This is a genomic window from Streptomyces sp. NPDC001843, from assembly GCF_042891955.1.
Taxonomy (GTDB): Bacteria; Actinomycetota; Actinomycetes; order Streptomycetales; family Streptomycetaceae; genus Streptomyces.
Genome location: NZ_JBIATQ010000009.1, coordinates 94058 through 120032 on the forward strand (window position 1 = coordinate 94058; position 25975 = coordinate 120032).

Annotated in this window: 26 protein-coding genes and 1 tRNA gene; 18 read left to right on the plus strand and 9 right to left on the minus strand. The window is 68.8% G+C overall.

From position 1 onward, the window contains the following. Together ACFYZQ_RS22990 and ACFYZQ_RS22995 are read right to left on the minus strand one after the other, a co-directional pair. A partial coding sequence (locus tag ACFYZQ_RS22990; protein WP_389150667.1) for a TIR domain-containing protein occupies positions 1-3733 on the minus strand: 3733 nt, incomplete at its 3' end. A gap of 261 nt (positions 3734-3994) precedes the next feature. After that, a complete protein-coding gene (locus ACFYZQ_RS22995) occupies positions 3995-4132 on the minus strand; it encodes a hypothetical protein (RefSeq protein ID WP_389150670.1) in 138 nt (45 codons plus the stop codon). A gap of 221 nt (positions 4133-4353) precedes the next feature. Between ACFYZQ_RS22995 and ACFYZQ_RS23000 the strand changes: the two genes are divergently transcribed. From ACFYZQ_RS23000 to ACFYZQ_RS23015, 4 genes are all read left to right on the plus strand, one after another. Next, positions 4354-4998 (plus strand): RNA polymerase sigma factor, encoded by a 645-nt coding sequence (locus ACFYZQ_RS23000; protein ID WP_389150672.1) that lies wholly within the window; start codon positions 4354-4356, stop codon positions 4996-4998. Then, the gene (locus ACFYZQ_RS23005) at positions 4995-6080 is read left to right on the plus strand and encodes a CU044_5270 family protein (RefSeq protein WP_389150675.1); all 1086 of its coding nucleotides are present in this window, start codon (positions 4995-4997) and stop codon (positions 6078-6080) included. The genes ACFYZQ_RS23000 and ACFYZQ_RS23005 overlap by 4 nt, the downstream gene beginning before the upstream one ends. Further along, positions 6081-9455 (plus strand): S8 family peptidase, encoded by a 3375-nt coding sequence (locus ACFYZQ_RS23010; protein ID WP_389150678.1) that lies wholly within the window; start codon positions 6081-6083, stop codon positions 9453-9455. Positions 9456-9575: 120 nt separating this feature from the next. Next, positions 9576-9842, plus strand: a complete 267-nt coding sequence (locus tag ACFYZQ_RS23015; protein ID WP_389150681.1) for a tyrosine-type recombinase/integrase — start codon at positions 9576-9578, stop codon at positions 9840-9842. 274 nt (positions 9843-10116) lie between these two features. Here ACFYZQ_RS23015 and ACFYZQ_RS23020 read toward each other — a convergent pair whose 3' ends face one another. The 3 genes from ACFYZQ_RS23020 to ACFYZQ_RS23030 form a co-directional block, all read right to left on the minus strand. Beyond that, entirely contained in the window at positions 10117-10464 is a 348-nt protein-coding gene (locus ACFYZQ_RS23020; RefSeq protein WP_389150684.1) for a hypothetical protein, read from the minus strand. 95 nt (positions 10465-10559) lie between these two features. Beyond that, complete coding sequence (locus tag ACFYZQ_RS23025; protein WP_389150686.1) at positions 10560-10826, minus strand: hypothetical protein; 267 nt, start codon at positions 10824-10826, stop codon at positions 10560-10562. A gap of 288 nt (positions 10827-11114) precedes the next feature. Further along, positions 11115-11450: a hypothetical protein gene (locus tag ACFYZQ_RS23030; protein WP_389150689.1), complete on the minus strand. Its 336-nt coding sequence runs from the start codon at positions 11448-11450 to the stop codon at positions 11115-11117. Positions 11451-11918: 468 nt separating this feature from the next. Here ACFYZQ_RS23030 and ACFYZQ_RS23035 point away from each other — a divergent pair, with 468 nt between their 5' ends. Beyond that, positions 11919-12359 carry a hypothetical protein gene (locus tag ACFYZQ_RS23035; RefSeq protein WP_389150692.1) on the plus strand — a complete coding sequence of 147 codons (441 nt, stop codon included), beginning with the start codon at positions 11919-11921 and terminating at the stop codon, positions 12357-12359. Positions 12360-12791: 432 nt separating this feature from the next. On the opposite strand, the gene ACFYZQ_RS23040 is transcribed toward ACFYZQ_RS23035, so the two are convergent. Further along, entirely contained in the window at positions 12792-13214 is a 423-nt protein-coding gene (locus ACFYZQ_RS23040) for a MarR family winged helix-turn-helix transcriptional regulator (RefSeq protein ID WP_389151348.1), read from the minus strand. Positions 13215-13326: 112 nt separating this feature from the next. Between ACFYZQ_RS23040 and ACFYZQ_RS23045 the strand changes: the two genes are divergently transcribed. Beyond that, entirely contained in the window at positions 13327-14166 is an 840-nt protein-coding gene (locus tag ACFYZQ_RS23045) for an alpha/beta fold hydrolase (RefSeq protein WP_389151351.1), read from the plus strand. A 1665-nt stretch (positions 14167-15831) separates the two neighbouring features. Here the strand turns inward: ACFYZQ_RS23045 and ACFYZQ_RS23050 are convergent. After that, positions 15832-17598, minus strand: a complete 1767-nt coding sequence (locus ACFYZQ_RS23050) for an ATP-binding protein (RefSeq protein ID WP_389150695.1) — start codon at positions 17596-17598, stop codon at positions 15832-15834. 439 nt (positions 17599-18037) lie between these two features. Continuing rightward, positions 18038-18505 carry an NUDIX hydrolase gene (locus tag ACFYZQ_RS23055; RefSeq protein ID WP_389150698.1) on the minus strand — a complete coding sequence of 156 codons (468 nt, stop codon included), beginning with the start codon at positions 18503-18505 and terminating at the stop codon, positions 18038-18040. Between the two features lie 18 nt (positions 18506-18523). Here ACFYZQ_RS23055 and ACFYZQ_RS23060 point away from each other — a divergent pair, with 18 nt between their 5' ends. The 12 genes from ACFYZQ_RS23060 (at position 18524) to ACFYZQ_RS23115 (ending at position 25829) form a co-directional block, all read left to right on the plus strand. Further along, positions 18524-19303 carry a GntR family transcriptional regulator gene (locus ACFYZQ_RS23060; RefSeq protein ID WP_389150701.1) on the plus strand — a complete coding sequence of 260 codons (780 nt, stop codon included), beginning with the start codon at positions 18524-18526 and terminating at the stop codon, positions 19301-19303. Between the two features lie 139 nt (positions 19304-19442). Next, on the plus strand, positions 19443-19796 hold the full coding sequence (locus ACFYZQ_RS23065; protein ID WP_389150704.1) for a hypothetical protein: 354 nt from the start codon (positions 19443-19445) through the stop codon (positions 19794-19796). Positions 19797-19799: 3 nt separating this feature from the next. Beyond that, the gene (locus tag ACFYZQ_RS23070) at positions 19800-21155 is read left to right on the plus strand and encodes an FtsK/SpoIIIE domain-containing protein (protein ID WP_389150707.1); all 1356 of its coding nucleotides are present in this window, start codon (positions 19800-19802) and stop codon (positions 21153-21155) included. 82 nt (positions 21156-21237) lie between these two features. After that, complete coding sequence (locus ACFYZQ_RS23075) at positions 21238-21450, plus strand: hypothetical protein (RefSeq protein WP_389150709.1); 213 nt, start codon at positions 21238-21240, stop codon at positions 21448-21450. Continuing rightward, positions 21447-22112, plus strand: coding sequence for a DUF2637 domain-containing protein (locus ACFYZQ_RS23080; RefSeq protein ID WP_389150712.1), 666 nt, complete (start codon positions 21447-21449; stop codon positions 22110-22112). Before ACFYZQ_RS23075 ends, ACFYZQ_RS23080 begins: the two co-directional genes overlap by 4 nt. A 19-nt stretch (positions 22113-22131) precedes the next feature. After that, positions 22132-22323 (plus strand): mobile element transfer protein, encoded by a 192-nt coding sequence (locus ACFYZQ_RS23085; protein ID WP_389150715.1) that lies wholly within the window; start codon positions 22132-22134, stop codon positions 22321-22323. A gap of 10 nt (positions 22324-22333) precedes the next feature. Next, complete coding sequence (locus tag ACFYZQ_RS23090; RefSeq protein WP_389150718.1) at positions 22334-22489, plus strand: hypothetical protein; 156 nt, start codon at positions 22334-22336, stop codon at positions 22487-22489. A 24-nt stretch (positions 22490-22513) separates the two neighbouring features. After that, a complete protein-coding gene (locus ACFYZQ_RS23095; protein WP_389150720.1) occupies positions 22514-22837 on the plus strand; it encodes a SpdD-like protein in 324 nt (107 codons plus the stop codon). An 89-nt stretch (positions 22838-22926) separates the two neighbouring features. Continuing rightward, positions 22927-23121: a hypothetical protein gene (locus ACFYZQ_RS23100; RefSeq protein WP_389150723.1), complete on the plus strand. Its 195-nt coding sequence runs from the start codon at positions 22927-22929 to the stop codon at positions 23119-23121. Next, positions 23114-24493: a replication initiator protein RepSA gene (repSA, locus tag ACFYZQ_RS23105; protein ID WP_389150726.1), complete on the plus strand. Its 1380-nt coding sequence runs from the start codon at positions 23114-23116 to the stop codon at positions 24491-24493. The genes ACFYZQ_RS23100 and repSA overlap by 8 nt, the downstream gene beginning before the upstream one ends. After that, positions 24490-24678, plus strand: a complete 189-nt coding sequence (locus ACFYZQ_RS23110; RefSeq protein ID WP_388361263.1) for a helix-turn-helix domain-containing protein — start codon at positions 24490-24492, stop codon at positions 24676-24678. The genes repSA and ACFYZQ_RS23110 overlap by 4 nt, the downstream gene beginning before the upstream one ends. Next, positions 24678-25829: a tyrosine-type recombinase/integrase gene (locus ACFYZQ_RS23115; RefSeq protein WP_389150729.1), complete on the plus strand. Its 1152-nt coding sequence runs from the start codon at positions 24678-24680 to the stop codon at positions 25827-25829. Before ACFYZQ_RS23110 ends, ACFYZQ_RS23115 begins: the two co-directional genes overlap by 1 nt. A 68-nt stretch (positions 25830-25897) precedes the next feature. On the opposite strand, the gene ACFYZQ_RS23120 is transcribed toward ACFYZQ_RS23115, so the two are convergent. After that, positions 25898-25973, minus strand: a tRNA-Arg gene (locus ACFYZQ_RS23120). Positions 25974-25975: the final 2 nt, after the last annotated feature.

The following is a 25975-nucleotide window of genomic DNA, read 5'->3' on the forward strand; positions in this document are numbered from 1 at the left end:
GGTGGTAGCAGGTAGCGATGCCGGCGCGGTCGCCGAGCTCCTCCTTGGTGGTGAGGGAGGCGCGGTAGCGTTCCTCGGCCTGCTGGTAGTCCCCCCGCAGCTGGGCGATGATGCCGAGCTGGTGGTAGCTGGAGGCGATGCCGGAGCGGTCGCCGAGCTCCTCCTTGATGGTGAGGCAGGCGCGGTAGCGTTCCTCGGCCTGCTGGTAGTCCCCCCGCTCCTGGGCGATCATGCCGAGCTGGTGGTAGCTGGAGGCGATGCCGGAGCGGTCGCCGAGCTCCTCGGCCATGGTGAGGCAGGCGCGGTAGCGTTCCTCGGCCTGCTGGTAGTCCCCCCGCAGCTGGGCGATGATGCCGAGCTGGTGGGTGTAGGCGCCGGCGGGGCGGGAGCGGACCGGGAACCAGGTAAGAGTCTCTTCGATCAGGTGCTGTTCCCAGTCCCAGGCTCCCCAGGTGTGCAGCTGCAGGCACACGTGCTGTGTGACGGCGTCCGCTTGGTCGAGATCGCCGGCCTGGTGGTAGTGATGGCGTGCCTCGATGAGCTGGGTGATGTCGGCGGTGCGTGGCTGGAGCCGGACGATGAAGCGCCACTGCCAGTAGGCGGCGGCCCGCTGGTGGGCCGCGGTAAGGGTGTCGGGGTGGACGCGCCTGCGGAGGGCATCAGCGGTCCAGTGATGCACGGTCAGAGCGCTGGGTGAGCTGCCCGGCTCGTCCTGGGCCGCGGAGGCCGGTGAGATCAACCCGAAGTCCAGAAGCCGCTGCAACGCCCTCTCCGCCTGGGCGTCCAAGACGACCGGTGGCCGCCGCAACTCCTCCAGGACGGCCTGGTATTCGATGATTGTCTCGGGCGGCAGGCCCTCACCCTCGTTCAACCCTGCTCCGGCCGCGTGGGCTTCTGCGATCCGGGCGCTCACCGTTCGCAGGCGCCGGTGGAAGGCGGGGTCGGGTTCGGGGGGTGCGGTGAGATCCGACAGTTGCCAGGCGGCCCCGGTGACATCCACCGGAGTGCGGTAGACAGCCATCCCGTCCAGCAGTTGCCGCGCTCCTGGCACGCCGCCCAGCTGGTCGAGCAGGGTGTCGAGGAGGACGTCGTCGACCGCGAGGGTGACGGTCTCGGCCAACGCCGTGTCCAGATCACCCTGGACACCTGTCATCCAGCGTTCCGGATCGGCGACGCCGCGGGCCTCCAGAGCGGCCTCCATGCGGTCGGCGATGTCGGGGAAGCGTGCCTGGCCGCCGCGCAGTAGGGCGTCGAGGTATTCCAGCGCTCTCGGGTGGCCTCCGACATCGGCGTAGGCGCGCCGCTGCTCGGTGGGGGTGAGGGCGTCGAGGCCGGGCAGGCGCCAGATGAGTTTGCGGGTCTCCGCCAATGACAGCGGCCCCAGGTGGTGAGCGGTGAGCCGCTTGTGTGTGCGTCGGGGGAGGTGGAAGGGGTGGCGGCTGGTGACCAGCAGCCGGGTGCGCGGGCCGACCGCCACCCATGCGGCCAGTAGTTCCGCGAGGTCCCCGTCGGCGAGCTCCCATCCCTCGCCCGACGGCCCGGGGGTCAGGAGATCCTCGGCATTGTCCACGATCATCAGGGCCGGCAGGCTGGGCAACACGATCCGACGAACCAGCTCCCACCGGTCCCGCCAGGGAGAACTGGCGTCCGCCAGGGCCACGGCGACCCGCCGCAGGGGGTCCTTCTCCGCCAGATCCTTGTCCAGACAGTGGGCGTTCAGACACTGCCGCAAAGTTTCCAGGACGGCGTCGACGGTGCGGTTCGTAGCAGCCGCGACCGGCACGACCAGGATGCCCGCCGTGCCGTGGTGGTGCAGCAGCTCGGCGGCCAGGGTGGACTTGCCGACCCCGCCGATCCCGTGCACCAGCACCCCGGCCCGCTGAGGGTCCCGCAGGGCGGCCAGCAGCCGGCGCAGCTCGGCGCGGCGGCCGACGAACTCGCCGACCTTGCGCACCACCATGCCCTCCTCCAGCACCGCCTCCGGCACGACCCGCACCCGGTCGTCGCCGTGGGTGCGCTCGACCAGGGGCAATGGGGGACCGGCCAGGAACAGTGCCGGGGTGGCCCACTCCGGCCACCCAGCGCGCGGATTCCGCTCCTCCAGTAGCTTGCGGCGCCGCTGTTCCAAGGTGCGGCGGGCATCCGACAGCGCGGTCAGCGGGTTGGGATGCTCGGCCCGCGCCAGCCTCTGGTACATGTCCGCGGCCAGGTCGGTGGCGTAGCGGTCGGTGACGGCCTCGGTCATCGCCAGCACCGCCGGCACCCCGCGCTCCAGCAACGCGCGCGCCAGCCCCGCCCGGTTCCTCCCCTCCGCACCGGCATCAGTCGTGTCGCCGGGGCCCGTGCCGCCCGTATCCGGGTCCCCCTCGTCCCCGGTCGGCGGCCGCTCTGATGATGCCTGCGCGTCATGGGGCGCACCGTCGCGGGCGGTGGAGCAGCCGGCCAGTACCACCAGCGGGACCCCCCGGTCGGCGGGCAGCACCCCCATGAATCGCTGCGCGTCGACCTCGTCGGCGTGGCCCTGCTCGTCTTCGAGGATCAGCACCCCGGGGGCGGCGTGGCAGGACAGGTGCAGGATGTGGAAACGCTCCTGCTCCAGGGCCGCACGGATCTCGGCCAGGCTGCCCCAGTTCAGCACCCGGACATACGCGCCGTGCCCGGAGCGTGCCGGGTCGACCGCGTCCAGGATCCGCCCCAGTTCCTGCTCGTAGTCGAGGAGTTCGCCTCCGCCGAATTCGGGGCTGGCAACCACCGCCAGGATCCGCAACGGCCCCGGCACCTGTACCGCCACCGGTTCGCCGTCCCGCCGCACGGTGCGGTACAGCTCCACCTGCTCCGACAGCACCAGCGGACCCGCCGCACCGGGAACGGTCAGACTCTCCCACGGCAGATCCACCCACCTGGGATCATCCACCGCCAGCCCGATCCGCAACGACGCGTTCCGCGCCCGGGCCAGCCCCGCCTGCCTGACCAGTTCGCTCGCCGCCTCACCGTGCACGAACCGCTTTCCCAGCGCCTCACCCACAGCGGCCAGTGCCCCCGCCGGCCCTGCGGGAGCGGCCGCCTCCTCCAGCAGCGGCGGCCGCCGCAGGATCATTCCGCCCGTCGCCTGCGCGCGGACCCGTTGCAGCCCCCACAGCTTCTGCTCGAGATCACGGTCAACAGCCAGCGGCACACAGGACACCTCACGGTCCACGGTGGAGAACACCACCGATTCCGCGCCTATCCGTAACTCCCCCGCTACGGGCCCCTCTGGACAGTAGGCCGTGGGTGGAATCACCAACGACCCGCCCCGCTCCGGACGCCGCCCCGACGGCAGTCCCCGCACTGCCCGCTCCACCCGCCCGACGAGGTCCTCGTACTGGTGCGGGGAGGCCACATGGCGGAAGTCGACGTGCAGCCGTGAGGCGAGGAACGGCGGCAGAGCCACCTCACCCAGCAGGACCGGGATCAAACGCTGTCCCCGCTCCACCGCGGCCGTCACGGCAGCCGCGAACTCCTCACCGCACCAGCCCGAATCCATCCAGTGCCGGCTGACGACCGCCACCACCGCACCGGCCTTCGCCAGTCCGTCCTGCAAGCGGGACGCCACCAGGTCGCCCCCGGCGACCTCCCACTGATCCAGCCACACATCAAGACCCAGCCGGTGCAGGTTCTCCGCCAGCGCTCTGGCCCACCGCTCGTCCTTATGCGCGTAAGACACGAATACGTCGAACCGCCCGACACCCGTCACACCGCACCCCCGAACGGGGCACTCCCGCAGCAAGCGAGCGCCCCTGCAACTGGTCTTCACGCCGGCCACACCGTAGGGCAACCACAGTCCACCACGCCGGTAATGGCCTGATTCCCTCATACCCACCGACGCCCGGCGATAAGATCCGCAACCCCGCACATCTGCCTGAACGGAACGCAACGACCCGCCAGGCGGCCTCACACGAGGGCGGTGGAGTCTCAATGACCGAGTCAAGGGTCTCTGCTGGGCCGGGTGGCGCTGTCAGGCGTCGGTGTCGGCGGCCTCTTCAAGTAGATCCATGGCGTGGTTGTGGAAGCGGCGTTCGGCGTCGTGGCATGGGGCGTTGAAGAAGGCTCGTTGAGCTTCGGCAAGATCGCAGTCCAGCAGGCCCATGGTCACGGCCTCGACATCTCCAACGGCTTCTCGACCAGCCTGCGCACCCGAGGACCGGGTCCCGCATCAGATCGAGCGCCTTGCTCTCGGGCCCCGCAGCCTGAGCGGTGCGCGGCTGAGCGGCTGCCATGTCCACCGAGTCTCGTGCGGTCAGCGCCCCGGTGACCTGTGCGACGGCTGTGACGTGTCTCACCGGAACTCGCCCGCACCGGACGTCAGTTCAAGACGTGACCACAGATATGCGAACCCGGGTGCGAAACGGAGATCCGGACGCCTTCGCGGAACTCTTCGACGAGTGCGCCCGCGCGGTGTACAACCACGCCTTCCGGCTGACCGCCGACTGGTCGCTGGCCGAGGACGTGATGTCGACGACCTTCATGGAGGCGTGGCGGCGCCGGGCCTCGGTCGACGCCGAAGGTGGCTCGCTGCGGCCGTGGCTGCTGGGCATCGCCACCAACGTCGCCCGCTCCCACCACCGCAGCAACCGCCGCTACCGCAACGCGGCGAGCGCCGCGGCCGCCGCGCACGCCGCCGAGGAACGGGTCGAGGACCACGCCGAGGAGACCGCCGGACGCCTGGACGACCGGCGCCGTATCAACGCCACGCTCGCCGCCCTCAGCCTGCTCAAGCGCCCCGAGCGTGAGGTCCTGACGCTGTGCCTGTGGGAGGGGATGGAGTACGCCGAGGCGGCCCGTGCCCTCGGTATCGCGGTCGGCACCGTCCGCTCCCGCCTCTCCCGCGCCCGCGCCAAGCTGCGCAAGCTCGCCGATGCGCAACTGCTCGGAGAAAAACGGGAACCCACCCGCACGAACCGGCAGATAACAGGTGATCGCGGATACGCGGTCCGGTCCGCACAGGAAGGAAACCGATGAACGCCAGCCCCTCCCACCGGCCCCACCCGGCTGAGTGGACGGAGACGCAGAGTCTGCTGCCCTCCGCCGAGCGGGATCTGCCGGCGGGCCGCCACCAGTTCCACAAGGAGCAGATGATGGCCCGGATCCACGAAGACCTCCGTACCTCCTCCCGCACGTCCGCCACCTCTCCGGTCGCGCCCGTGAAGCGCTCCAACCCGTTCCTGCGCCGTACGATCCTCCTGCCCGCCGCGGCCTTCGCCCTGGCCGGCGCGGTCGCGGGCGCCCTCGCCCTCACCGGCGGCGGGACCCACGGCGGCAAGACCGCGCTGGCCACCGGCCCCGCACTGACCACCAGGATCGGCACCGCCGACGCCAAGGGCGCCCCCCAGCTCCTCGAACGCATCTCCCTGGCCGCCGCCGACACCGCCGCGCCCACCCCGCGCAAGGGCCAGTACATCTACATCGCCTCGAAGGTGGCCGACACCTACATCAAGACCGACGGCGACAAGAGCGAGGCGGTCAGCAACGAGCTGCACTCCCGCCAGGTCTGGAACTCCCTCGACGGCAGGGACGGCTGGCTGATCGAGGCCGGCGAGACCAGCGACAAGGGCATCACCCTGAAGAGCGACACCCCGTTCAGCGGCGCCTACAACGCCCTGGCCGGACTGCCGACCGACCCCGACGCGCTGCTGCAGCGGATCTACCGTGCCTCGGACGCCGTCCGGGACCCCGAAGTCCCGCGCGACCAGGCCGCCTTCGTCGCGATCGGCGATCTGCTGTTCGAGAGCTACCCGCCCGCCGAGGTCGGCGCCGCCCTCTACAAGGCCGCGGCCAAGATCCCCGGAGTCGTCTCGGTGGATGACGCGGTCGACGCCACGGGCCGGCACGGAGTCGCGATCGCGCGGGAGAACGACACCGACGGCGAGCGCACCGAGTGGATCTTCGACAAGAAGACGCTGCGGTTCCTCGGCGAGCGCATCGTGGTGGTCAAGGCCACGGCGGGCAATCCCCTCAAGGTCGGTACCGTCACGCACACCAGCGCGATCACCGAGCGCGCGGTCGTCGACGCCGCCAAGCAGGTTCCCGGGCAGGTGAGCTGAATGCGCGACAGAACCGCAAGCGCCGCGCTGGCCGCCCTGCTGGTGGCGGGGCTGATGACGGGCGTCTCGGTGGCCGCCACGGGCTCCGGCCTCGGCGTACGGACGCAGGACACCGCCACCGTCGCGGCGCCCGGCAGCCCCGCCTCCGGCGCGCGGACCGCCGGCTCCGCCTCCGCGGCCGGCCGGTACGTCACCCTCCTCACCGGCGACCGGGTCCGGCTGGACGCCCGGGGCCGGGTCACGGGCGTACGCCGGGCACCGGGCCGTGAGCACGTCCCGGTGTCCGTGCGCGGCGTCGGGGGCGATCAGTACGTCGTCCCCGCCGACGCCGCCGCCCTGATCGGCCAAGGCGTCCTGGACATGCGGCTGTTCGACGTCAGCGGCCTGATACGCGCCGGCTACGACGACACCCGGCGCGGCACGCTCCCGCTGATCGTGTCGTACGAGGGCAAGTCCGCCCAGCGTCGGAGCACCCAGAAGTCACTGGTCGCGGACGCGGACGCCACCGTGCGCCGGGAACTGCCCAGCGTGGCGGGCGCCGCGATCACCGTGCCCAAGGCCGGGGCCGACGACATGTGGCAGGCCCTCACCGAGGGGAAGGGAGTCGCGCGGGTCTGGCTGGACGGCCGGTTCAGGGCGCCGGCGGACGAAGACGGCGCGAAGGCCGGGGAGGCGGGCGGCGGCGTCGCGCAGATCGGCGCCCCGGCCGCCTGGGCGGCCGGATACGACGGCAAGGGCGTCAAGGTCGCCGTCCTGGACACCGGCGTCGACACCACACACCCGGACCTCGCGTCGGCGGTGAAGGCGTCGAAGAACTTCACCGGCACCGGCAGCACCGACGACATGGCCGGCCACGGCACCCATGTGGCCGCGACGCTCGCGGGCTCCGGCGCACGGTCCGGCGGCCGGTACAAGGGCGTCGCGCCCGGTGCCGGGATCCTCAACGCCAAGGTGCTGGACGACAGCGGCGAGGGCAGCGACTCCAGCGTCATCGCCGGCCTGGAGTGGGCCGCCGGGCAGGGCGCCAGGGTGGCCAACCTCAGCCTGGGCCAGGCCGACACCCCGGGGGAGGACCCGGTCGAGGCGGCGGTGAACGCCCTCTCGAAGAGCTCCGGCATGCTCACCGTCGCCGCGGCCGGCAACGAGGGTCCCGACGCGGGAACCGTCGACTCCCCGGGGGCCGCGGAGTCGGCGCTCACCGTGGGCGCCGTCGACGGCGAGGACCGGCTCGCCGACTTCTCCAGCACCGGCCCGACCGCCGACAGCGCGCTGAAACCGGACCTCACGGCGCCGGGCGTGGACATCGTCTCGGCGAGGGCGGCGCACGGCCACATGGGCGACCCGGCTGCCGACGGCTATGTCTCCATGTCCGGTACGTCGATGGCGACGCCGCATGCCGCGGGGGCGGCCGCGATCCTCGCCCAGCGGCACCCCGACTGGACCGGCGCACGGATCAAGCAGGCGCTCACCGCGTCCACCACCCCGACCACCGGCGCGACCGGCTACCAGCAGGGGACGGGCCGGCTCGACGTGTCCCGGGCACTGCAGGGGGCGGTGGCGAGCGAACAGACCTCCGTGTCCTTCGGCAAGCAGCTGTGGCCCCACACCGACGACCGGCCGGTCACCCAGCACCTCACCTACCGCAACGACGGCGACCACCCCGTCACCCTGGCCCTGACGGCCACCGCGACCGGCCCCGGAGGCAGCACGGCCCCCGAAGGCATGTTCACGCTGAGCACCACACAGCTCACCGTCCCGGCGGGCGGCACCGCCGGCGTCGATCTCACCGCGGACACCCGCGTCGAGGCGGCGGACGGCGCCTACTCGGGCACGCTGGTCGCCACCGCGCGGAACGGCGCCGACCCCGCTGCCGCACGGACCGCCTTCGGCGTCGTACGCGAGGCCGAGGCACATGACCTCACCCTGAAGTTCCTCGACCGCGGCGGCAAGCCCGTGAGCGCTCCGCTGACCGAGATCCTCGGGTACTCGGGCACGTACTGGACCACGAACCTCGAGGACTCCGAGCAGATCTCCAAGGGCGTGTACCGGGTGCGGGTCCCGCGCGGCGACTACGTCGTGGACACCGTGATGGACGACGCCAGGGGCACTTCCGCGCTGGTCCGGCCGCGGCTCTCGCTGACCGGGGACACCACGGTCGTCTTCGACGCGCGCAAGGCGAAGCCGGTCCGGATCACCGCGCCGCAGGGCGCGAAGATGTCCGACGGCCAGCTCAACCTCGCCGTGGGCACCGGAGACACCGGGAGCGAGCCGCACAACACCACCCTGTTCCTGGGGGCGTTCAAGAACCTGCGCACCGCGACCCTGGGCCCGGCCTCCCCGGCCGGGAGGCTCAGCACGCAGCTCGGCGGCCTGTGGCAGAAGGGCAGCACCACCTACCACCTGCTCCACAACCTGCCCGACCGCTTCCCCACCGGCTATCGGCACACCACGCGCATGAACGAACTGGCCCTGCTGAAGCGGACCTTCGGCTCGTCCGTCGCACACCGCAAGGGCATCGTCAACGTCCTGTGGAGCGGCCCCACCCTGTCGCTGGGCACGGTGAGCGACCCCTTCCCGCTGCCGACGACCGCGAAGATCTACGTCACCACGCCCAAGGGCTTCAAGTGGACGGCCAACCTGGGCCAGCGAAACGCCTCCGGAGACGACGATGACGTCTTCTACGGCACGGAGAGCGCGAAGTCGTACCAGGCGGGCCGGACCTATACGGCCACGTACAACGTCGGTGTCTTCAGCCCGATCACCGGCGGCCCGTACGGCGCACGGCGCGACGGCGACACCCTCGACCTGTGCGTCCCCGACCTCGCCGACGGGACCGGACACCCCGCGTCCTCCACAGCGAAACGCCACACCACGGTCACCGCGGACGGCAGCACCCTGCTCGACAACGACGGCGACCTCTGCCAGACCGTGGAGAAGCTCCCGTCCGTCCCGGCCCGCTACACGATCCGGACGAACATGACCCGCCCGCCAGGCGTGGCCGCGACCACGAGCCGCCTGGCAGCGGCCTGGACCTTCACGTCCAGCCCGTCCGACTCCGGCTCCCTGCCCCTCTCCACGGTCCGCTTCCACCCGAAGCTGACCCCGACCGGCACGGCCCCCGCGGGCCGCCGCACCACGATCCCCCTCTCCCTCCAGGGCCCGGCGGCCACCGACCTGAAATCCCTGACGGTGAGGGTCTCCTACGACGCCGGCAAGACCTGGTCCCCCGCCCCGGTGACCACCGCCCACGGCAAAAGGGCCCTCACCCTGACCCACCCGGAAAACGCCCGCTCGGTCTCCCTCAAATCCACCCTGACCGACACCACCGGCAACACCTACGCGGTGACGATCCTGAAGGCATACCTCCTGACCTGACGTGGTCCAGACACTCCTCGACGCGGTCACGCACCATCCGGAGCACTTCGCCGCTGCCGACCGCGACACCCGCCTTCGTCGGTCCGCAGAGGAGGGCAACTGCGGTGGAGAGGCGACTGGGTGAGGACCCGGAAGGCTGCGGGCGTCTCAGCCGAGCTGCACTTCCACGACCTTCGGCACACGGGCAACACGCTCGCCTCGACGGCGGGAGCCAGCACCCGGGAGTTGATGACGCGCATGGGCCACAGCAGCTCCCGAGCCGCGCTGATCTACCAGCACATGACCAGCGACCGGGACCGGGCCGTCGCCGAGCGGCTTGGGGCCATGATCCGGGGCGGCGGGGGAGCGGCCCCCGAGCCCTCCGAGAAGGACCCGGCGGGCCCGTAGCGGCACGCGTGTGGCACGGCGCCTGAAACGGCCAAGGGCCAGCCCGGGAGGAAACCCCTCCTGAGCTGGCCCTTCTGTCTGTGCCCCCGGCAGGATTCGAACCTGCGACACCCGCTTTAGGAGTTTTCCCTGGGCAGGGCTGTGACCCGCGGAAATGTCGTTGCGGTGCGTCTGGCCTGGGGACACACTCCTCCACAGATCTCACGTCTTCACGGTGCTTCCCGCCCCCGTGCGTGCTGAATACGTGCCGGTGGATGCTGCGGGCGGCGTCTTCTCAGACCTTCTCGACTCGCACGGTGTGGCCCGCGAGGAGTTGATTCATGTCGTCCGTGTCGGAGGTGAAGACGGTTGCCTGGGCTCCCTGCACGGCTTCTCGTCCGGCCACGGCCGCCAGGACGGCGTCGATGGCGTACTTGTGCCCATGCAGGCCGGCTGCTTTCAGCATGTCGCGCGCCATGGCGATCACCTGGTCGTCCGTGTGCACGATGCGGATCCGGGACAGCGTCCAGTTCCACAACGCCTGCCTCGATGCTTCGCGAGGGTCCCATGCCTCCAGGGTCGTGAGCGCCGAGGTGATGATCGGGATGTCGAGTCGCGGAGCCGTCTTGATGAGCGCGGCCATCTCCCGATCTCCCTGAACCGCCTTCGAGAGAGCCTCGGAGTCGAACACGAAGACGCGCTGCCGCGGCCGGTGCGTCTTCGCTCGGGCAGGGCGGTTCACGCAGCCTCGTTCGAACTCGGCTGCTGCTCGTCATGCCAGCCATCGATGGCGGCGATGCGGTCCAGCGCTGCTTGCTGCTCGTCGTCCGTCACGGCACCGTGCTCTTCTTCGAGGCGTTCGGCCAACTCGCGCAGCCGGTCCATGGCGTCCTGATGAGCAGCGGCGGCCGCGATGTAACCGGACACTCCGCGCGCATCGACGCGCTCCTTGATCGACTCCACCAGCTCTTCCGGCACGGTGATGGTGATCTTCCTAGTGGCCATACTTCAAGTATGCCAGGCTTTCATCCGTGCCGCATGGCTTCCTATCGGCATTACTGCGCCTTGTGCGGCCCCGCCGCCATGCGCGGCCTTGACAGGTGAGGCTGCCGCTCGCATCCGATTCGTCCGCCTTTCCGCCCAGCCCGCAGGCGTCCGTGCTTGTCTGCCACTGTCCGTCGGCGTTGTCTCTCAGTTAGTCACTCGCTGAGGCTGGGGTGTGGGTCATCAGCCAAGAACACTCCGGCCAGCGCCACGACGGCGGCCTCGGCATTCGGGGTGGTCAACACGAGCTCAGGGTTCGGAGTCCCGAACATGACCCCGTTCCACACCCGGAAGACAGGTGTGCCACCCGGCCCGCGTGTCGAAGGAGATGCTCCCCGGCAGGCTCTTCACGTCATCCCGCCCACCGGGCATCCAGGGCGGTTCACCGTCAGAGAAGCGAAGGTGGTTGTGGTTCATGAACGGATGCCACTGACTCAACTCACTTACCCGCGCAGCCGCGACCAGCTCCTCCTCGACGGCCGGTACCCAGGAGTCCGTATCGCGCACCGAGGCATCAGCAACCTGAGCTGATTCCTCCATCCATTCCCATGCGTCAATCAGGGACCACGTTCCGTCCTTCCTCATGCACCGAGTCTGGATGGCTGCGGCCTGGATGTCACTGTGCAGGGACGGGCCTCAGTTGGTCTTATGTGCCCATGCGTAAGGCATCGCGTCAGTGGTGTCGATGACCCACGGCTCCACGTACCGCGCGTGGCATCCGGTGCACCGCGCGACGAACTGGCCTCATCCTCGTCAGGTCGATCACGGCCGTCCGGGAGCTCGGAGAGGCTTTAGCTCGGCAAGGGGGTGACGACCGCTGGGGGCCGCTCTCGTCCGGCCTGGTTCGTCCCTGTTGGTGTCAGCAGTTGGTGTCAGACATCAGCTGGCGGCTTGACAGCCGGCCAGGTCGGCTATAGCTACCATATCTGCGGCGGCTATGGACTCAGCGGCTCGTGGCCAATGACTCTTCCGGGTGGTGCCAATGCCTGGTGAACGGCAACCCATCTGTGCTGCACTGGCCGGATGGGTGGCGCTCTGACAAGCCTCGTGGCCGTGGCAGGTACCTTACTTGGATCGTTCGTCACCTTCCTTTTCCAACGAAGGACGGCGGACCGCGCCGAAGCCTTCACTTGGAGACGGCTGACCCGAGAAGAACGACTGACCGCCTACAGCGGCTTTGCCGAGGCCGTCGTCGCCTACCGCCGTGCGCAGTACGACCCGTTCCATCGAAGGCTAGAAGATCAAAACAGCCCGGAGCTTGTCAGCGCGAAGACGGAGTCGTACCACCGTCGCATGATTGCGCAGCAGGCTCTCTTCCGGGTTCAGCTTGTCACCGATGACCCAGGTCTTGTCCCGCTCGCAGAAGGAGCACTTGAGGCCACCAGATTGATGGCCGAGGCGACGGACGGGCCCAGCCTGGAGAACAGCGTTGAGCGAGCCAAGCACGCGCTCAGTGACTTCCTACTCGCTGCGGGTGAACACATGCGCACCTGAACTCGTCTGTGCTCTGCTTCCGCTTTACGCCGCTGCTGCCTCTTCGAGCCGCACCTGCCCGCTGTCTTTACCCACCACTCTCCCCAGCTCCCATCCCGTCCGCCGTCGACCCACACACCGTGGAGCGGGCGTGGTTCATGGCGTCCAGGTGGAGCGCGCCACTGTACGAACGACCTGGACGCCATGGGCCGCGTCTGCTCGGCTCTGCCTGGGGCGATGGCGGACGGGATGGGAGCTCCCCGCGCACGCCCCTACGGACCCGCGGGCGGGAACGGCGCCCCCAAGCCGGACGTGAACCCGAACCGCAATGGCTGGTCGTTCTGGCTGCTTGATGATGGGTCCGGCGGGACCCTGCAGAGTATCCGGTACTCGGCGTAAGTTCGCGGAGGGTGACCTGTTGCCTGGCTTCCCGCCCATGTGGAGGCGGGCCGCCTAGTCCACGTCCACGTCGTCGAAGAGGTCGAGCATCCGGGTCAGCACCCGCGTGCACGCCCGCACGTCGGCCTCGGTCAGGTCGCCGCTCACCTGCCGCAGCAGGGCGTACTCGCGGGCGGTGACGGCGTCGATCACCGCCTGCCCCGCGCGGGTGAGCCGGAAGAGGGGGGAGCGCTTGTGGGCGGGGTTCGGGATGCTTTCGACCAGTCCACGGGCCGCCGCCTCGTTGGCCATGCGCTGGACGAACTGCCTGCTGAGCGCCTGATTACGCCCCATTTGCGGGACGGTCATGGGCCCGTCGTCGCACAGCAGGGCGAGAACGGCGCGGACGCCGACGGAGACGCCCTCGACCGCCTCCGCCTGTTCGACTTTGCGCTGCACCCGCCGGTACAGCGGACCCACCAGGGCGAACACCTCCATGAGACGGGGCGCGAGGGCATCCGGGGCGAGTGGCGCGTTCTCATCGGTCACGTCGGCGATTATGACACCTCGGTTGTCAAGTGCGAGAAAAGTTGACACTTTGGTTGTCATGATGGACAGCGCGAAAACACTCAAGACCTTCGAGACGGGCGACGGCCGGCTGGCATATCGCGACGAGGGCTCGGGGGCGCCGCTGGTACTGCTGCACGGCGGCTTCCTCGACCATCGGATGTGGGACGCCCAGATCCCGGTGTTCGCGCGGACCCACCGGGTGATCGCTCCGGACGCGCGCGGCCACGGCGCGTCCGCGAACGCGACGCGCCCGTTCCGCCACACCGACGACGTCGCCGCGCTGCTGCACCACCTTGGCACCGGCCCAGCGACCCTGGTCGGGCTGTCGATGGGCGGAGCGATCGCCGTGGACACCGCTCTCGAGCATCCCCATCTCGTCCGCGCTCTCGTCGTCAGCGGCGTTGGTACCAGCGAGCCCGACTTCCGCGACCCGTGGACGCGGGCCGCCAACGCCGCGTACTGGAAGGCACTCGGCGCGGGCGACCTCGACGCCTTCGTGGACGCGTTCGCCCGGTTCACATACGGCCCGCAGCGCACCGCCGAGGATGTCGACCCCGAAGTCGACCGGCGCGTAAGGGAGATGGCCCGGACGACGATCGCCAAGCACAGCGGCGGCGAACCCGACTACTGGGTCCGCCTCGTTGACACCTGGAACCGGGCAGCGGAGATCGAAGTACCCGTGCTGGCCGTCAACGGCGGCATCGACTCCGTCGACCACATCCGGATGGCCGAGCGCCTGGTCCGCACCGTGCCCCACGGCCGGACCACGGCGGTGGAAGGCACCGCGCACTACCCCAACATGGAGCGGCCGGACGCCTTCAACGCGATCGTCCAGGAGTTCCTGCACTCCGCGGTCGCTAGGGCGGAGAGGCGGACGTAGTGGCACGTGTGTGGCACTGCCCCTGAAACGGCCAAGGGCCAGCCTGGGAGGAAAACCCTCCTGAGCTGGCCCTTACGTCTGTGCCCCCGGCAGGATTCGAACCTGCGACACCCGCTTTAGGAGTTCGATCCGAGTGCGGCCAGACGGTGGCCGCGGGCGGTCGGGTCGGGCGTGCCGGGCCGTCCATGGGCGCCCGCGTCCGGTGCTGTTGATGTCACACGTGGATGTCAGCTGCTAGCGCTTCCTGCGAATCTTGCGCTTCTTCTCCTTGGCTTCCTTCTCCTTGCGCTGGGCCACACCGTACGCGGACCAAGGGCCCTGGTGGATTGGGCACCGCGAGGTCCCCGTCACCACCTTCCGCTGACAAGATCCTCCCGTCTTGGTCGGCGCACCACACTTCGCCACGCTGCTACCCCCAGGTCTCGTCTCGCGCTACATGAGCTTCTAGGCACCGTGGCCTGGCCCCTGCCGGCAGGGAAGGCGCGAACAGGACCTGCGGGAGCACGCGGGCGCATATCAAGGCACGCAGCTTGGCAGGCACTGTTCCCCGAGGCTCCAGCTCCGGGCATCATCAGCGTTCATGGATCTTCAAGGCTTAGGTGCTGTCGCGTCTGCTCTCGTCGCGTTCATCGGTATACCCGCTGCTGTCCTGGTCGGGCGCGCTCAGACCAAAGCTGCTGTACGGGCAGCCGAGGTTGGAGCTGAAGCAGGTCAAGCGCAGGCCCGAGCTGCTGCCGACGCGGGAATCGCACAAGCAGAAGCCACCTACCGCGCTGCCCTTGACGCTACCCGTGACCAAGCTCGCGCCGAGTATCGACAGTGGCGTCATACCCTGCGGCGGGAGGCGTGGGCGGCATTCGCGTCGACGGTGCATGAGGCCACCACGGCTGCTGCTGACCTGGTTAGTAGGGTCGAGCCGCATGAGGACTTCGACGGGCTGAAGAATGCCTGTATGGCTGCGAGTCGCGCCGTTCAGTTCGCATACTCAGTAGTTGAGCTGGAAGGTCCCGTGCACGTGGCGGAGCTGGCCAAGCGTGTGCGTGAGGGGGTTGACGCTGTCCTCCTGCGAGCTGCCAAAGCCGCAGGCGTCGAACGGGCGAATGGCGTCTTGCGTGCTATCGAGAACGGGCAGGGGCCAGCTGGCACCGACTTGGATGACGTCACGGCTGCGCGGGACGCTCTGCACGATCTACGTGCAGCGGCACGAGCCCAAGCGGAGGGCGGCAGCTATCCGATCAGGGCTGCGGGTGCGCGCAACGCTGCCGTAGCCGAGGCCCAGGCTCGTGCGCTGACGACCTTGGCGAGGTGCGGGGTTATCGGCCGGAGGGCGACGTTGTTAATCGACGATGCTAGGCAGGGGCTTGCCCCAGAAAACCGACGGAATACCTTCTACGAAGCACGCACGGCATTGGAGCAAAGCCTTGCAGAGTGGATTGAGTCTGCCCGCGCCTATCTAGATCGTGACAGTCACGACTGAGGCGATAAGGGCAGTGGGTTATGGCCCACCGCTCCTTACAAGAGCGACTTGGTTGGGCGCTCAACCTCGGCGAATTTCGGTGCTGACCTGCAGCGACGACCTGCAGACACGCGTGCCTCTCCGGCGCTGTCCGTCGACGTTGTCACGCAATCAGTCACTCAGCGCCATATGAGGAGTCGACCGAGCTGTCAGCCTGAGGCCCGCCACTTTGCGTTCTTGGAGCGCGGCCTGCCGATCATTGTGACCTGCCCTTTCTCTCTCAGGCTTTGGAGCGCAGCGATCACCTGGTGCTGGGCGAGTCCCGTACGTCCCTCGATCTCAGACCGTGAGACCTCTTCTAGTCCAATGGCATCTAGAACCTGCTGCTGCAAGGGGGAGAGACGGATATCCTCTGCTGGCTCCTCAAGATGAACTTCTTCCTCTTCTTCTGGCTCATTGATGGACAACTCGCCTTGAGAGGGAAGCGTGCCTGCTAGGTGATAAGTTGCAGCGCCACGTGTTCCTTGCAACTCGATTAGGTGTCGATCGACTAGTTCCTTTAGTTCTCGACCGGCGGCGCGGCTGTCCTGAATTCCGGTCGCCATTCGATACGTGCTATTAGTCATGATCGCGCCATTGCGCATCGTGGCGAGCGCAGTCATCTGCGACCGAGTAAGAGGGCGATTGTCGAGACTTTGCAGCCACGTCAATGCTTCTTCATCGAGTAGAGTGTGGTTCGGGAATTCCGCAGTGAACGATGCGATGTCATCCAGGAATCGCGGAGGCTCCATACCTGCCTCGGTAAGGGCGACTCGAATACGCGTGATTCCGCTGCCGCGATTTTCACACACCATGTGGCCGTCGCCGTATGGGGTGTCCTCAAGAATCTTGAGCAATGCCTTGTTTCGAGATGACGAGACGGTACTAGTTCCAAGGGCGCCGACTTCGACAGGTCCGTATAGCCCGCCAGGGTTACGAATTACTAGCCGGTCCGGATACATCTCGACCTGAACCTGCATTCCTCGGGCGTGCTCTGAGTAGTCGCGGTGAACAAGGGCATTTACCAGGGCTTCCCGAAGGACTTCCTCCGGATACTCCCACTCATCTACGCGGTAGATACCCGTAACGATGCTCCGGCGCTTCATGTTCCGCTTCAGGACGCGGATGCACTCGCTGACCATCGCAGGGATGGGTCCGTCGATTGCCCGATTTTCCGTGAATCGCTCACCTACTGAGCCGAGGATTCCAGGCTCGCTGGTGGGGTAGGCCACGAATGTTAGATCGAGCTGGGGCTCGTACGTCTGCGGGTACTCCCCGAATGCGAGAAGGCCGGCCAGGGTCGGAACGATCCTCCCCTCGTGCGGTCGGAGGACATTGAGCATAATCAAGGCGCGTTCATCGTCGACCCTGCGAAAGATCTCCCCCTTGGTGTCTCGCACGCGACGCAAGAACGAGGAGAGCAATTCTTGATTCAAGTCTGTCGGGCTGGCGAAAGAGATGGGCGTCGTGTCGTGACGGGGCTCGGTGCGATTGGATAGAAGGACTGACACCTCGTAGTCGGTGAATTTTCTATCCCCGTCGGCTACGCGTATCCGTGATCCTGCATATGGGCCGAGATTCCTTTTATAGCAAGGCCTCTGGTCGCGGGGAATCGGTGGGATGTAGCTGGTGATAACAGATTTACCGTCAATCTGGACAGTGGAGATCTCAGATCTGACGGGCGGCTCCATTTCTGAGCACACTGCAGCAAGCTGGGATTCGATTTCTGCAGGGTTGTCAACGCCGACGATTCGGAAGTCGTGCTTCTCATCCACTCCCAGAATAATCCAGCCGCCTTGGGCATTAGCTAGAGCGCTGATGCTTTCCCACAGCGTATGCGGGAATCCACGTTGCGACTTCTTGACCTCGCACGTGCTGTGATCTCCGCCGAGGTTCCTGCACTCTTCTAGCAGTGCCTCCAGCTCTGCTACGTCCATCCTGCCTCCTGCTGTGCCTCGTCAGGATGCACCCAGGGGTGCATCTGTAGACTCTACAGACAGATCTGTAGTCGTCTGTAGACATCTGTAGACCGCACATGCTCTACACAAGCTCTCAGGTCGGCGGAGCGGCTTTGGGCTGGAGCTGCTTTGGGGCGAGTGATCATGGCCCCGTAAGCTTCCGGCGAGTCGGGCAGTCTGTGGACCTGCCCGTTAAAGCACGACGTTGGGGCCATGATCTTAGAGGCTCGCCCCAAAGTGGCTGCCTAAAGCCGTGGAGCCGACCGTCCCAGCCACAGAGGGTGTCTCCCACCTCATGCCCGCAGCCGCTGAGCGCGCCGCCGGGCGCGGCCAGCCGGGGCGAAGACAGGAGGCAGGCCGCGCCGGCAGAGGCGGCGCGCCCGCGCCGTGCGCGGGCCTTGATGAAGTAGGGAAAGTTCTATCCCGCTGGGATGAGGTGCTTGCCGTCGTGGCTCCGCACGTGCGGGCCGTTGCCGTCCAAGGCGTCCAAGAGCCTGATCGCGAAGACCTCGGCCATGCGCTCCGCAACCTCGTCGGGCGTGAGCCACGCGACGGCTGTCGACTCGCTCGATGTCCGCTCGATGCCGCCGGAAGGCTTACAACGGAAGACCAAGGCCACAACGCCCCGGGTCGTGTTCTTGTAGACGCCGGTGAGCTCGTCCACCTCGACGTGGATGCCTGTCTCCTCAAGGACCTCGCGGGCGACACCTGCCTCGGGGGTCTCGTCGAGCTCGAGTACGCCGCCAGGGAGCTCCCAAGTGCCGTTGTCCGCCCGGCGGATCGCTAGAAGGCGGCCGTCCTCGCGTACCACCACTCCGGCCACAGATACGGAGTGCAGCGGCATCGACGACCTTGCTTCCCGTGATGTACTCATGTACAGGAGCATAGGAGGCAGAGAAGGACTATGGGAACTGCAGTAGGAGGAGAGAGGTCCGTACCTCGGTACGTACAGATCGCTGACGAGATCGTCCAGCAGATCAGGGCAGGCGTCCTCAAGCCCGGCGAGATGGTGCCGAGTGAGTCGGAGTTGGTAGACCGCTACGGCGTCTCGGGCGGCACGATCCGCAAGGCCATGGTCGAGGTGCGCGCGAGTGGGCTCGTCGAGACCCGGCACGGCAAGGGTTCGATCGTGAAGGATCGGCCGCCGGTACGGCATCGCTCTTCTGATCGCTTCCGGCGTTCGCTCCGGCAGGGCGGTAAGGCCGCATACCTGGCCGAGTCCGCACAGTCCGGCGCCACGGCCAAGGTGAGCGTCCTCTACATCGGTCCGATGGAGGCCCCGGAGGATGCGGCCCGGCGGCTGGGCGTTCCGGCCGGCACCCAGGTGCTCGCCCGGCGGCGCCTCTACTTCCGCAACGGCACCCCCGTCGAGACCGCAACGTCGTACCTGCCGTGGGATGTCGTAAAGGAGATCCCAGAACTCTTCGCCGAGAACCCCGGCGGCGGTGGCATCTATGCCCGCCTGGAAGACCACGGCCATGAGTTCGCCGAGTTCGTCGAGACGCTGCAAGCGCGTCCGGCATCCAAGGCAGAGGCGTCCGAGCTGGCGCTCAGTCCCGGCGCGCCGGTGGTTCACCTCATCCGCGAAGCGCGGACGACCGAGGGCATCGTCGTCGAGGTCTGCGACACGCTTATGGCCGCTGACCAGTTCGTTTTCGAGTACCGGATCCCCGCCGCCGACTGACGCGCGCTCAACTTCCCGCAGCCCGTCGCGAGTTCTTTTTCGCGGCGGGTTGACTCATGTATAGGAGTCAGGCACTCTTCTTCATGTCACTCATATACATGAGTGACGGAGTCCAGCCTCTATAGAGGAGTGATCTGCTGTGCGTCAGATTCCCGTCGACACCTCCAACGCGACCGTGATGGTCGCCAAGGCCCCGCAGCCCAAGGTCAAAGACCGCCGTACCGGCGAGATCGCCACCGACAAGGACGGCGTCACCCTGATGACGGTGGAGGTCATGTTCTCCACGCCGGATGAGGTGGAGATCCTCAAGCTCACCGTTCCGCAGCCGGGCCTCTCCGAGGACCTGGCCATGGGTACCCCGGTCGCTCTGACCGGGCTGGTCGCCTCGGCGTGGGAGAACGAGTTCAACGGCCAGAAGCGCCACGGCATCGCCTTCCGCGCGGTCGCCGTGACCTCGCTGGCCGCCGCTGCCGCGAAGCCGAAGGCGGCCTGAGCCATGACCTGGTTCACGGTCGCCCTGGTGCTGGTCGTCGCTGCCGCGGGTCTCCTGCGGTGGCGGCGCCCCGCCTGGTACTGGCTCGCCTTCGGCGCCACCCTCGCGGGCCTGCGGGTCCTGATCCGCTACGGCTCCGTCATGGACGCATGCGGCCTGACCGTCCCGCCCTCGCGCTGGCGCCTGGCCCTGGCCCGGGCCGCCAACCGGCCGATACCTGGCCCCCGCGCTCCGCGCATCCTGCGGCTGCGGCCCACCAGGACCGGCCTGGTGATGCGGCTCAAGCTCCGCCCCGGACAGGACGCCTTCGACATCGCCGCCGCCTCCGACCGGCTGCGCCACTCCTTCGCCATGTACGGCGTGACCTCGCGTGAGGTGCGCTCCGGTGTGGTCGAGGTCCGCATGACCGGCTACGACGTCCTCAAGCGGGTGCAGATGCCCGCCACGACCGACGTCCGGCCGATGCGGGTCCCGGTGGCGCTGCGTGAGGACGGCGCCGTGCACTACCGCGATTACCGCTCCGTCCCGCACGCGCTCACCCTCGGTGCGACCGAGTCGGGCAAGTCCGTCTATCAGCGCAACCTGGTCGCCGGACTGGCCGCGCAGGATGTCGCTCTGGTCGGGATCGACTGCAAGCAGGGTGTGGAGCTGTTCCCGCTGGCACGCCGGTTCTCCGCGCTGGCCGACACCCCCGACACCGCCGCCGACCTCCTCGACGCGCTCGTGGCGCATATGGAGGGCGTCTATCAGCTCATCCGTGCCGAGCAGCGCATCACCTCGGACGTGGCGGATGCGGAGATCGCGGCCGACATCTGGGACCTGCCCGAACACCTGCGGCCGGTGCCGGTCGTGGTCCTGGTCGACGAGGTCGCCGAACTCGCCCTGTTCACCAACAAGGAGCAGGAAAAGCGCCGCGACCGGATCATCACCGCGCTCGTCCGCCTCGCCCAGCTCGGCCGCGCGGCCGGCATCTATCTGGAGATCTGCGGGCAGCGCTTCGGCTCCGAACTCGGCAAGGGCATCACCATGCTCCGTGCCCAGCTCACCGGCCGCACCGCCCACCGCGTCAACGACGAGACATCCGCCAACATGGCCTTCGGCGACATCGCCCCGGACGCCGTCCTGGCCGCGATCCAGATCCCTGCCGAGATGCGCGGTGTCGCGATCACCGGCGACTCGACCGGCGGCTGGCACCGCATCCGCGCCCCACACACCACGCTCCGCCAGGCCGTCAACACCTGCAACCGGCACGCCGACAAGACCCCGGACCTGCCCGCCCTGGCCCCCTTCCGGCCCGCCCTCGGCATCCCGGCCCCGGCCGATGCCCCGGCCGTGGAGTCCATCCCGGCCACCGCCTGAACCCTCCCCTGTTCCACGGTCGGCGCGACCGCTTCGCGCCAGGTCCCTACCCGGCCCATGCCCGATAAGGAGATCACCCGCCATGTGCCCGAACTGCGAGGACTTCGTCCTGACCGTGGCGATGCTCGGCCAACTCGCCCTCTACGCCGACATGTTCGGTGCTGACCAGGACTTCATCGACACCCTCGGCCCGTGCCTGGCCGCCTCGCTGCCGGAGCCGCCGCCCGGACTGTTCCCGCCCGGCTACGACCCCACCGAGGGCCCGGAGTACCCGGGTGAGGGGTGGACGCCGTGACCCGTTCGATCCGCCCGGACGCCGTCCTCGTGCAGGCTGTGATCGCCGGAGCCCTGTCCTTCGCCCACCTGCACGACCTCGCCGCCGCCTCCGGGCAGTCCGGCTGGAAAGCCTGGGCTTACCCCGTCTCGGTCGACCTGCTCCTGGTCGCCGCCTGGCGACGCTTGCGCTCGGACGGTCCGTCCCGGCTGGCCTGGTGCTGGTTCCTCATCGCCCTCGTCGCCTCGCTCGGAGCCAACATCGCCACCGCCGGATTCCTCGACCTCGACCAGCCGCCCGCCCTGCTCCGCCTCGGCGTCGCCGGATGGCCCGCCCTCGCCTTCCTCGGCGGCACCCTCCTCGCCCACTCGCCAACACCCCCCGGTGACCGGGTGCCGGTCCCGCCGGCACCCGCAGCCCCGGCCCCCGGACCCGTTCCTGAGCCCGAATCGGCTCCCGCACTGGAGCCTGAGACGGCCCCGGCTCTGCCCGCCGCCGACCAGGCTCCGGCTCCGGCGTCTGCTCCCGCGGTGCCGGTCCCGGCCGCGCTGGTCGACCACGCCCGCAAAGTCGCCGACGACCACCAGGCCCGCACAGGCAGCCGCATCGACACCGACACCTTGCGCGCCCGCCTCGGCGTCCCCGCCCCTCTGGCTGCCGCCATCGCCGCCCAACTCGCCTAACTGACAAGGAGATTGACCCATGGCTGCCCGCGATCACTTCCACTCCGTGATGAGCATCGGCCCGGTGCAGATCGGCACCCACCGCGACCGCCACGGCCAGACCAAACACGCCGCCGTGTGCAGCGCGGACGGCTGCGGCTGGTCCGCCGACTACACCAGCGCCTCCGCCGCCCAGCTCGCCGCCCGCACCCACCGCTGCAAGATCCGCTAGGAGGCACCCCGTGCAGGTTCCGCTCTGGTTCGCGCTGCTCGTCGTCGGCTACCTCGGCGTCAAGCTCATCCGCCCGCCCGCCTGGCTCGTCGCCGTACTCCTCCTCGGCGGCTTCCTCCTCGCCGACAGCGTCCTCGCCCCCGCCATCAACACCTTCGTCAAGTAACCCGCCACAGAAGGGAGTTCAACCATGCTCCGCCCGAAGATCCCGACCATGCCCACCCCGACCGGCCGCGTCACCCCACCCGCCGTCGTCGTCGAGCCGACCACCGTCACCCCCGGCAGCCAGACCCCGGTCCCGCCGCCCGTCCCGGTGGCTGCGGCGTCTTCCCGGCCGATCGTGCAGCTCACCCCCGGCACCGCGCTCGCCCTCGTCGGCGGCGGCACCGCGGTCGTCCTGGCGGTCGGCGCCGTCCTGGTCTCCATGCTCCTCGCGGTCGCCATCACCGGCGCTTCGCTCGCCGTCGTCGCCGTGGTCGTCCGCTCCATCCTCGCCAGCGACAACCGACGTTGACCGGCCCCCGGAGCGGCCTTAACCGCCAAGTCTCGTCCGCTCCGGGCGCCGTCCCACTCCGAACCAACGATCCGGAAGGAACCTCCATCATGACCGGCCCCAACCAGGCCACCGCCACAACCGCGCGGATCTGCCCGAACTGCGACGGCTTCGCCACCGTCGCCGTCACCCTCGGCGGCCGCGACCGGCACGGCCACCTGCGCACCATCACCGCGCACTGCCCGGCCTGCAACGGTCTCGGCGTCACCCGCCCCCGCCGCATCCGGGAGGGTGCCCGTGTCTGACACACAGCTCGACCCGACCACCCTCGGCGACCTGCTGAGGGTGGCTTCGGCCCCCGACTATGACCGCTGGCAGGACCAGGTCCGCCGCACCGGCGGCTGCTCCGACCCGATCCACCTGACCGGCTGGGTCCTGCACAAGGACAAGACCACCGGCGAGACCCTGCACCACTACTCCACCGAGTCCGAACCGGGCGGACGTCTCCGCGTCGCCTGCGGCAACCGCCGTGCGTCCCGCTGCCCGTCCTGCGCCTGGACGTACGCGGGCGACACCTACCACCTGATCCGCGCCGGACTCGCCGGAGACGACCTCCGCGACATCCCCGCCACCGTCCGCGACCACCCGCGCGTCTTCGCCACCTTCACCGGCCCGTCCTTCGGCCCGGTCCACAACCGCCCTGACCGAGGCACCTGCCGCTGCGGCACCCGCCATGCCACCGACGACCCCGCCCTCGGCACCGCCCTCGACTCGGCGACGTACGACTACGCGGGCGCCGTCCTCTTCAACAATCATGCGGGCGACCTGTGGCAGCGTTTCACCACGCGCCTGCGTCGTGAGATCGCCGCCCGCGCTGGACTTACCCGCCGCGAACTCGCCGACCACGTACGCATCTCGTACGGCAAAGTCGCCGAATTCCAGAAGCGCGGCGCCCTGCACTTCCATGCCGTGATCCGCCTCGACGGCCCGGACGGACCCGACTCTCCGCCGCCCTCCTGGGCCAGCACCGACCTGCTCACCGATGCGATCCGCGCCGCCGCCCGGCACTCCTACACCTCGGTCTCCGTCCCGGCCGCCGCCGACCAGCCCGCCCGCGCGTTCCAGTGGGGCCGACAGCTCGACGTCCGGCCCGTGAAGGCCTTCGGGGACGGCTCCGACCTGACCGAACAGGCCGTCGCCTCCTACGTCGCCAAATACGCCACCAAAGCCGCCGAGAACACCGGCACCCTCGACCGCCGCATCGGCGAACTCTCCGAACTCGACCGCCACGGCGTCCCCGACCACACGCGCCACCTGATCGAAGCATGCAAGACCCTCGATCTGCTCTACCCGGACCGCCGCCTCTGGGCCTGGGCCCACATGCTCGGCTTCCGCGGCCACTTCAGCTCAAAGTCACGCCGCTACTCGACCACCCTCGGGGAGCTCCGCCAGGCCCGAGCCGACTTCCGCGCCGCCCAAGAGCGCGAAGCCCTCGGCCTGGACGACATCGAGCCGAACACCGTCCTCGTCCTGAGCGACTGGCAGTACGCCGGCCATGGCCACACCCCCGGCGAGTCCGCCCTCGCGGCCACCATCGCCCGCGACCTACAGCTCAACCGCGAAACAGCCCGAGAGGCAATACGCGACCAACTCGACCTGGAAGGAGCCGCAGCATGACCACCGCCACCCCCGAACTGCTGACCGTGCCCGACGTCATGGCGCGGCTCAAGCTCGGACGCTCCAAGGTCTACGACCTGATCCGTTCGCACCGCTTGGTCTCGATCAAGATTGACGGCGCCCGCCGCATCCCCGCCGACGCAGTACGGGATTTCATCCTCGGCCAGATCGAGGAGGCTGCCTGATGGCCAGTCAGCGCAAGCGCAACCCCAACGGCGCGGGCACCATCACCAAGCGCAAGGACGGCCGCTATCAGTGCGCGGTCTACGTCCTCCAGCCGGACGGCACCCGTGCCCGCAAGTTCGCGTACGGCAAGACATGGCAGGAGTGCGACACCAAGCGTCGTGAACTGCTGGCCAAGGTCGACCAGGGCGTACCCGTGCCCACCCGCTCGGCGAAGCTCTCCGACTGGCTGCCCTACTGGCTGGACAACATCGTCAAGCCCCGCCGGAAGCTCAGCACCTACGACAAGTACGAGACGCACGTCAGGCTCTACCTCGTGCCCATGCTCGGCTCCAAGCGGCTCGAATCCCTCGGCGTCGCCGACGTCCGACGCTTCCTGACCCAGCTGGAGCACAAGACGACAGCGGCCACGGCCAAGGAGTCTCACCGGGTGCTGCGTACGGCCTTGTCCGCTGCCTGCCGGGAAGAACTGATCGCACGGAACGTTGCGGGCCTCGTCGAGCCGCCCCGGGCCTCGTCACGTGAGCTGAGTCCCTGGACGCTCGACGAGACCTTGGACTTCCTCGCCGCCTCTCGGAAGGACCCGCTGTACGCGGCCTTCGTTCTCGCCATCGCCATGGGGCTGCGGCGCGGTGAACTCGTCGGGTTGCGCTGGACCGACGTAGACCTGGACAAGCGGGTCCTGTACGTCCGCCAGCAGACCCAGCGACGGCGCGGGGTCCTCTACGACGACGACACCAAGAACCGCCGCAACCGTGCCCTTCCGCTCCCGGCCATGTGCATCGCCCCGCTGCGCTGGCACCGGATGCGGCAGGTGGCTGCCAAGCAGCGCGCGGGGGAGCCGTGGGATGACGGCGGCTACGTCTTCGTCACCCGGAACGGCCGTCCGGTGGAGCCGCGCAACATGTACCGCTCCTTCACCCGCGTCGCCCAGTCCGCCGGCCTCCGCGTGATCCGGCTGCACGATGCCCGGCACGGGTGCGCCACGCTGCTCACCGCCGCCGGGGTGGCTCCCCGCGTGGTGATGGAGATCCTCGGGCACAGCCAGATCAGCATCACCATGGACGTGTACACGCACGTCGTACAGGACACCCAGCGCGAGGCCATCAGCCACATGGACCGGCTGCTCAAGAGGCGGCCCGGTCGTGAGTGACCGCCCCGGTTGATGTCAGAAGTGGATGTCAAAGGCCCCGGACCATGATCGGTCCGGGGCCTTTGCGCTGGTGCCCCCGGCAGGATTCGAACCTGCGACACCCGCTTTAGGAGAGCGGTGCTCTATCCCCTGAGCTACGAAGGCAG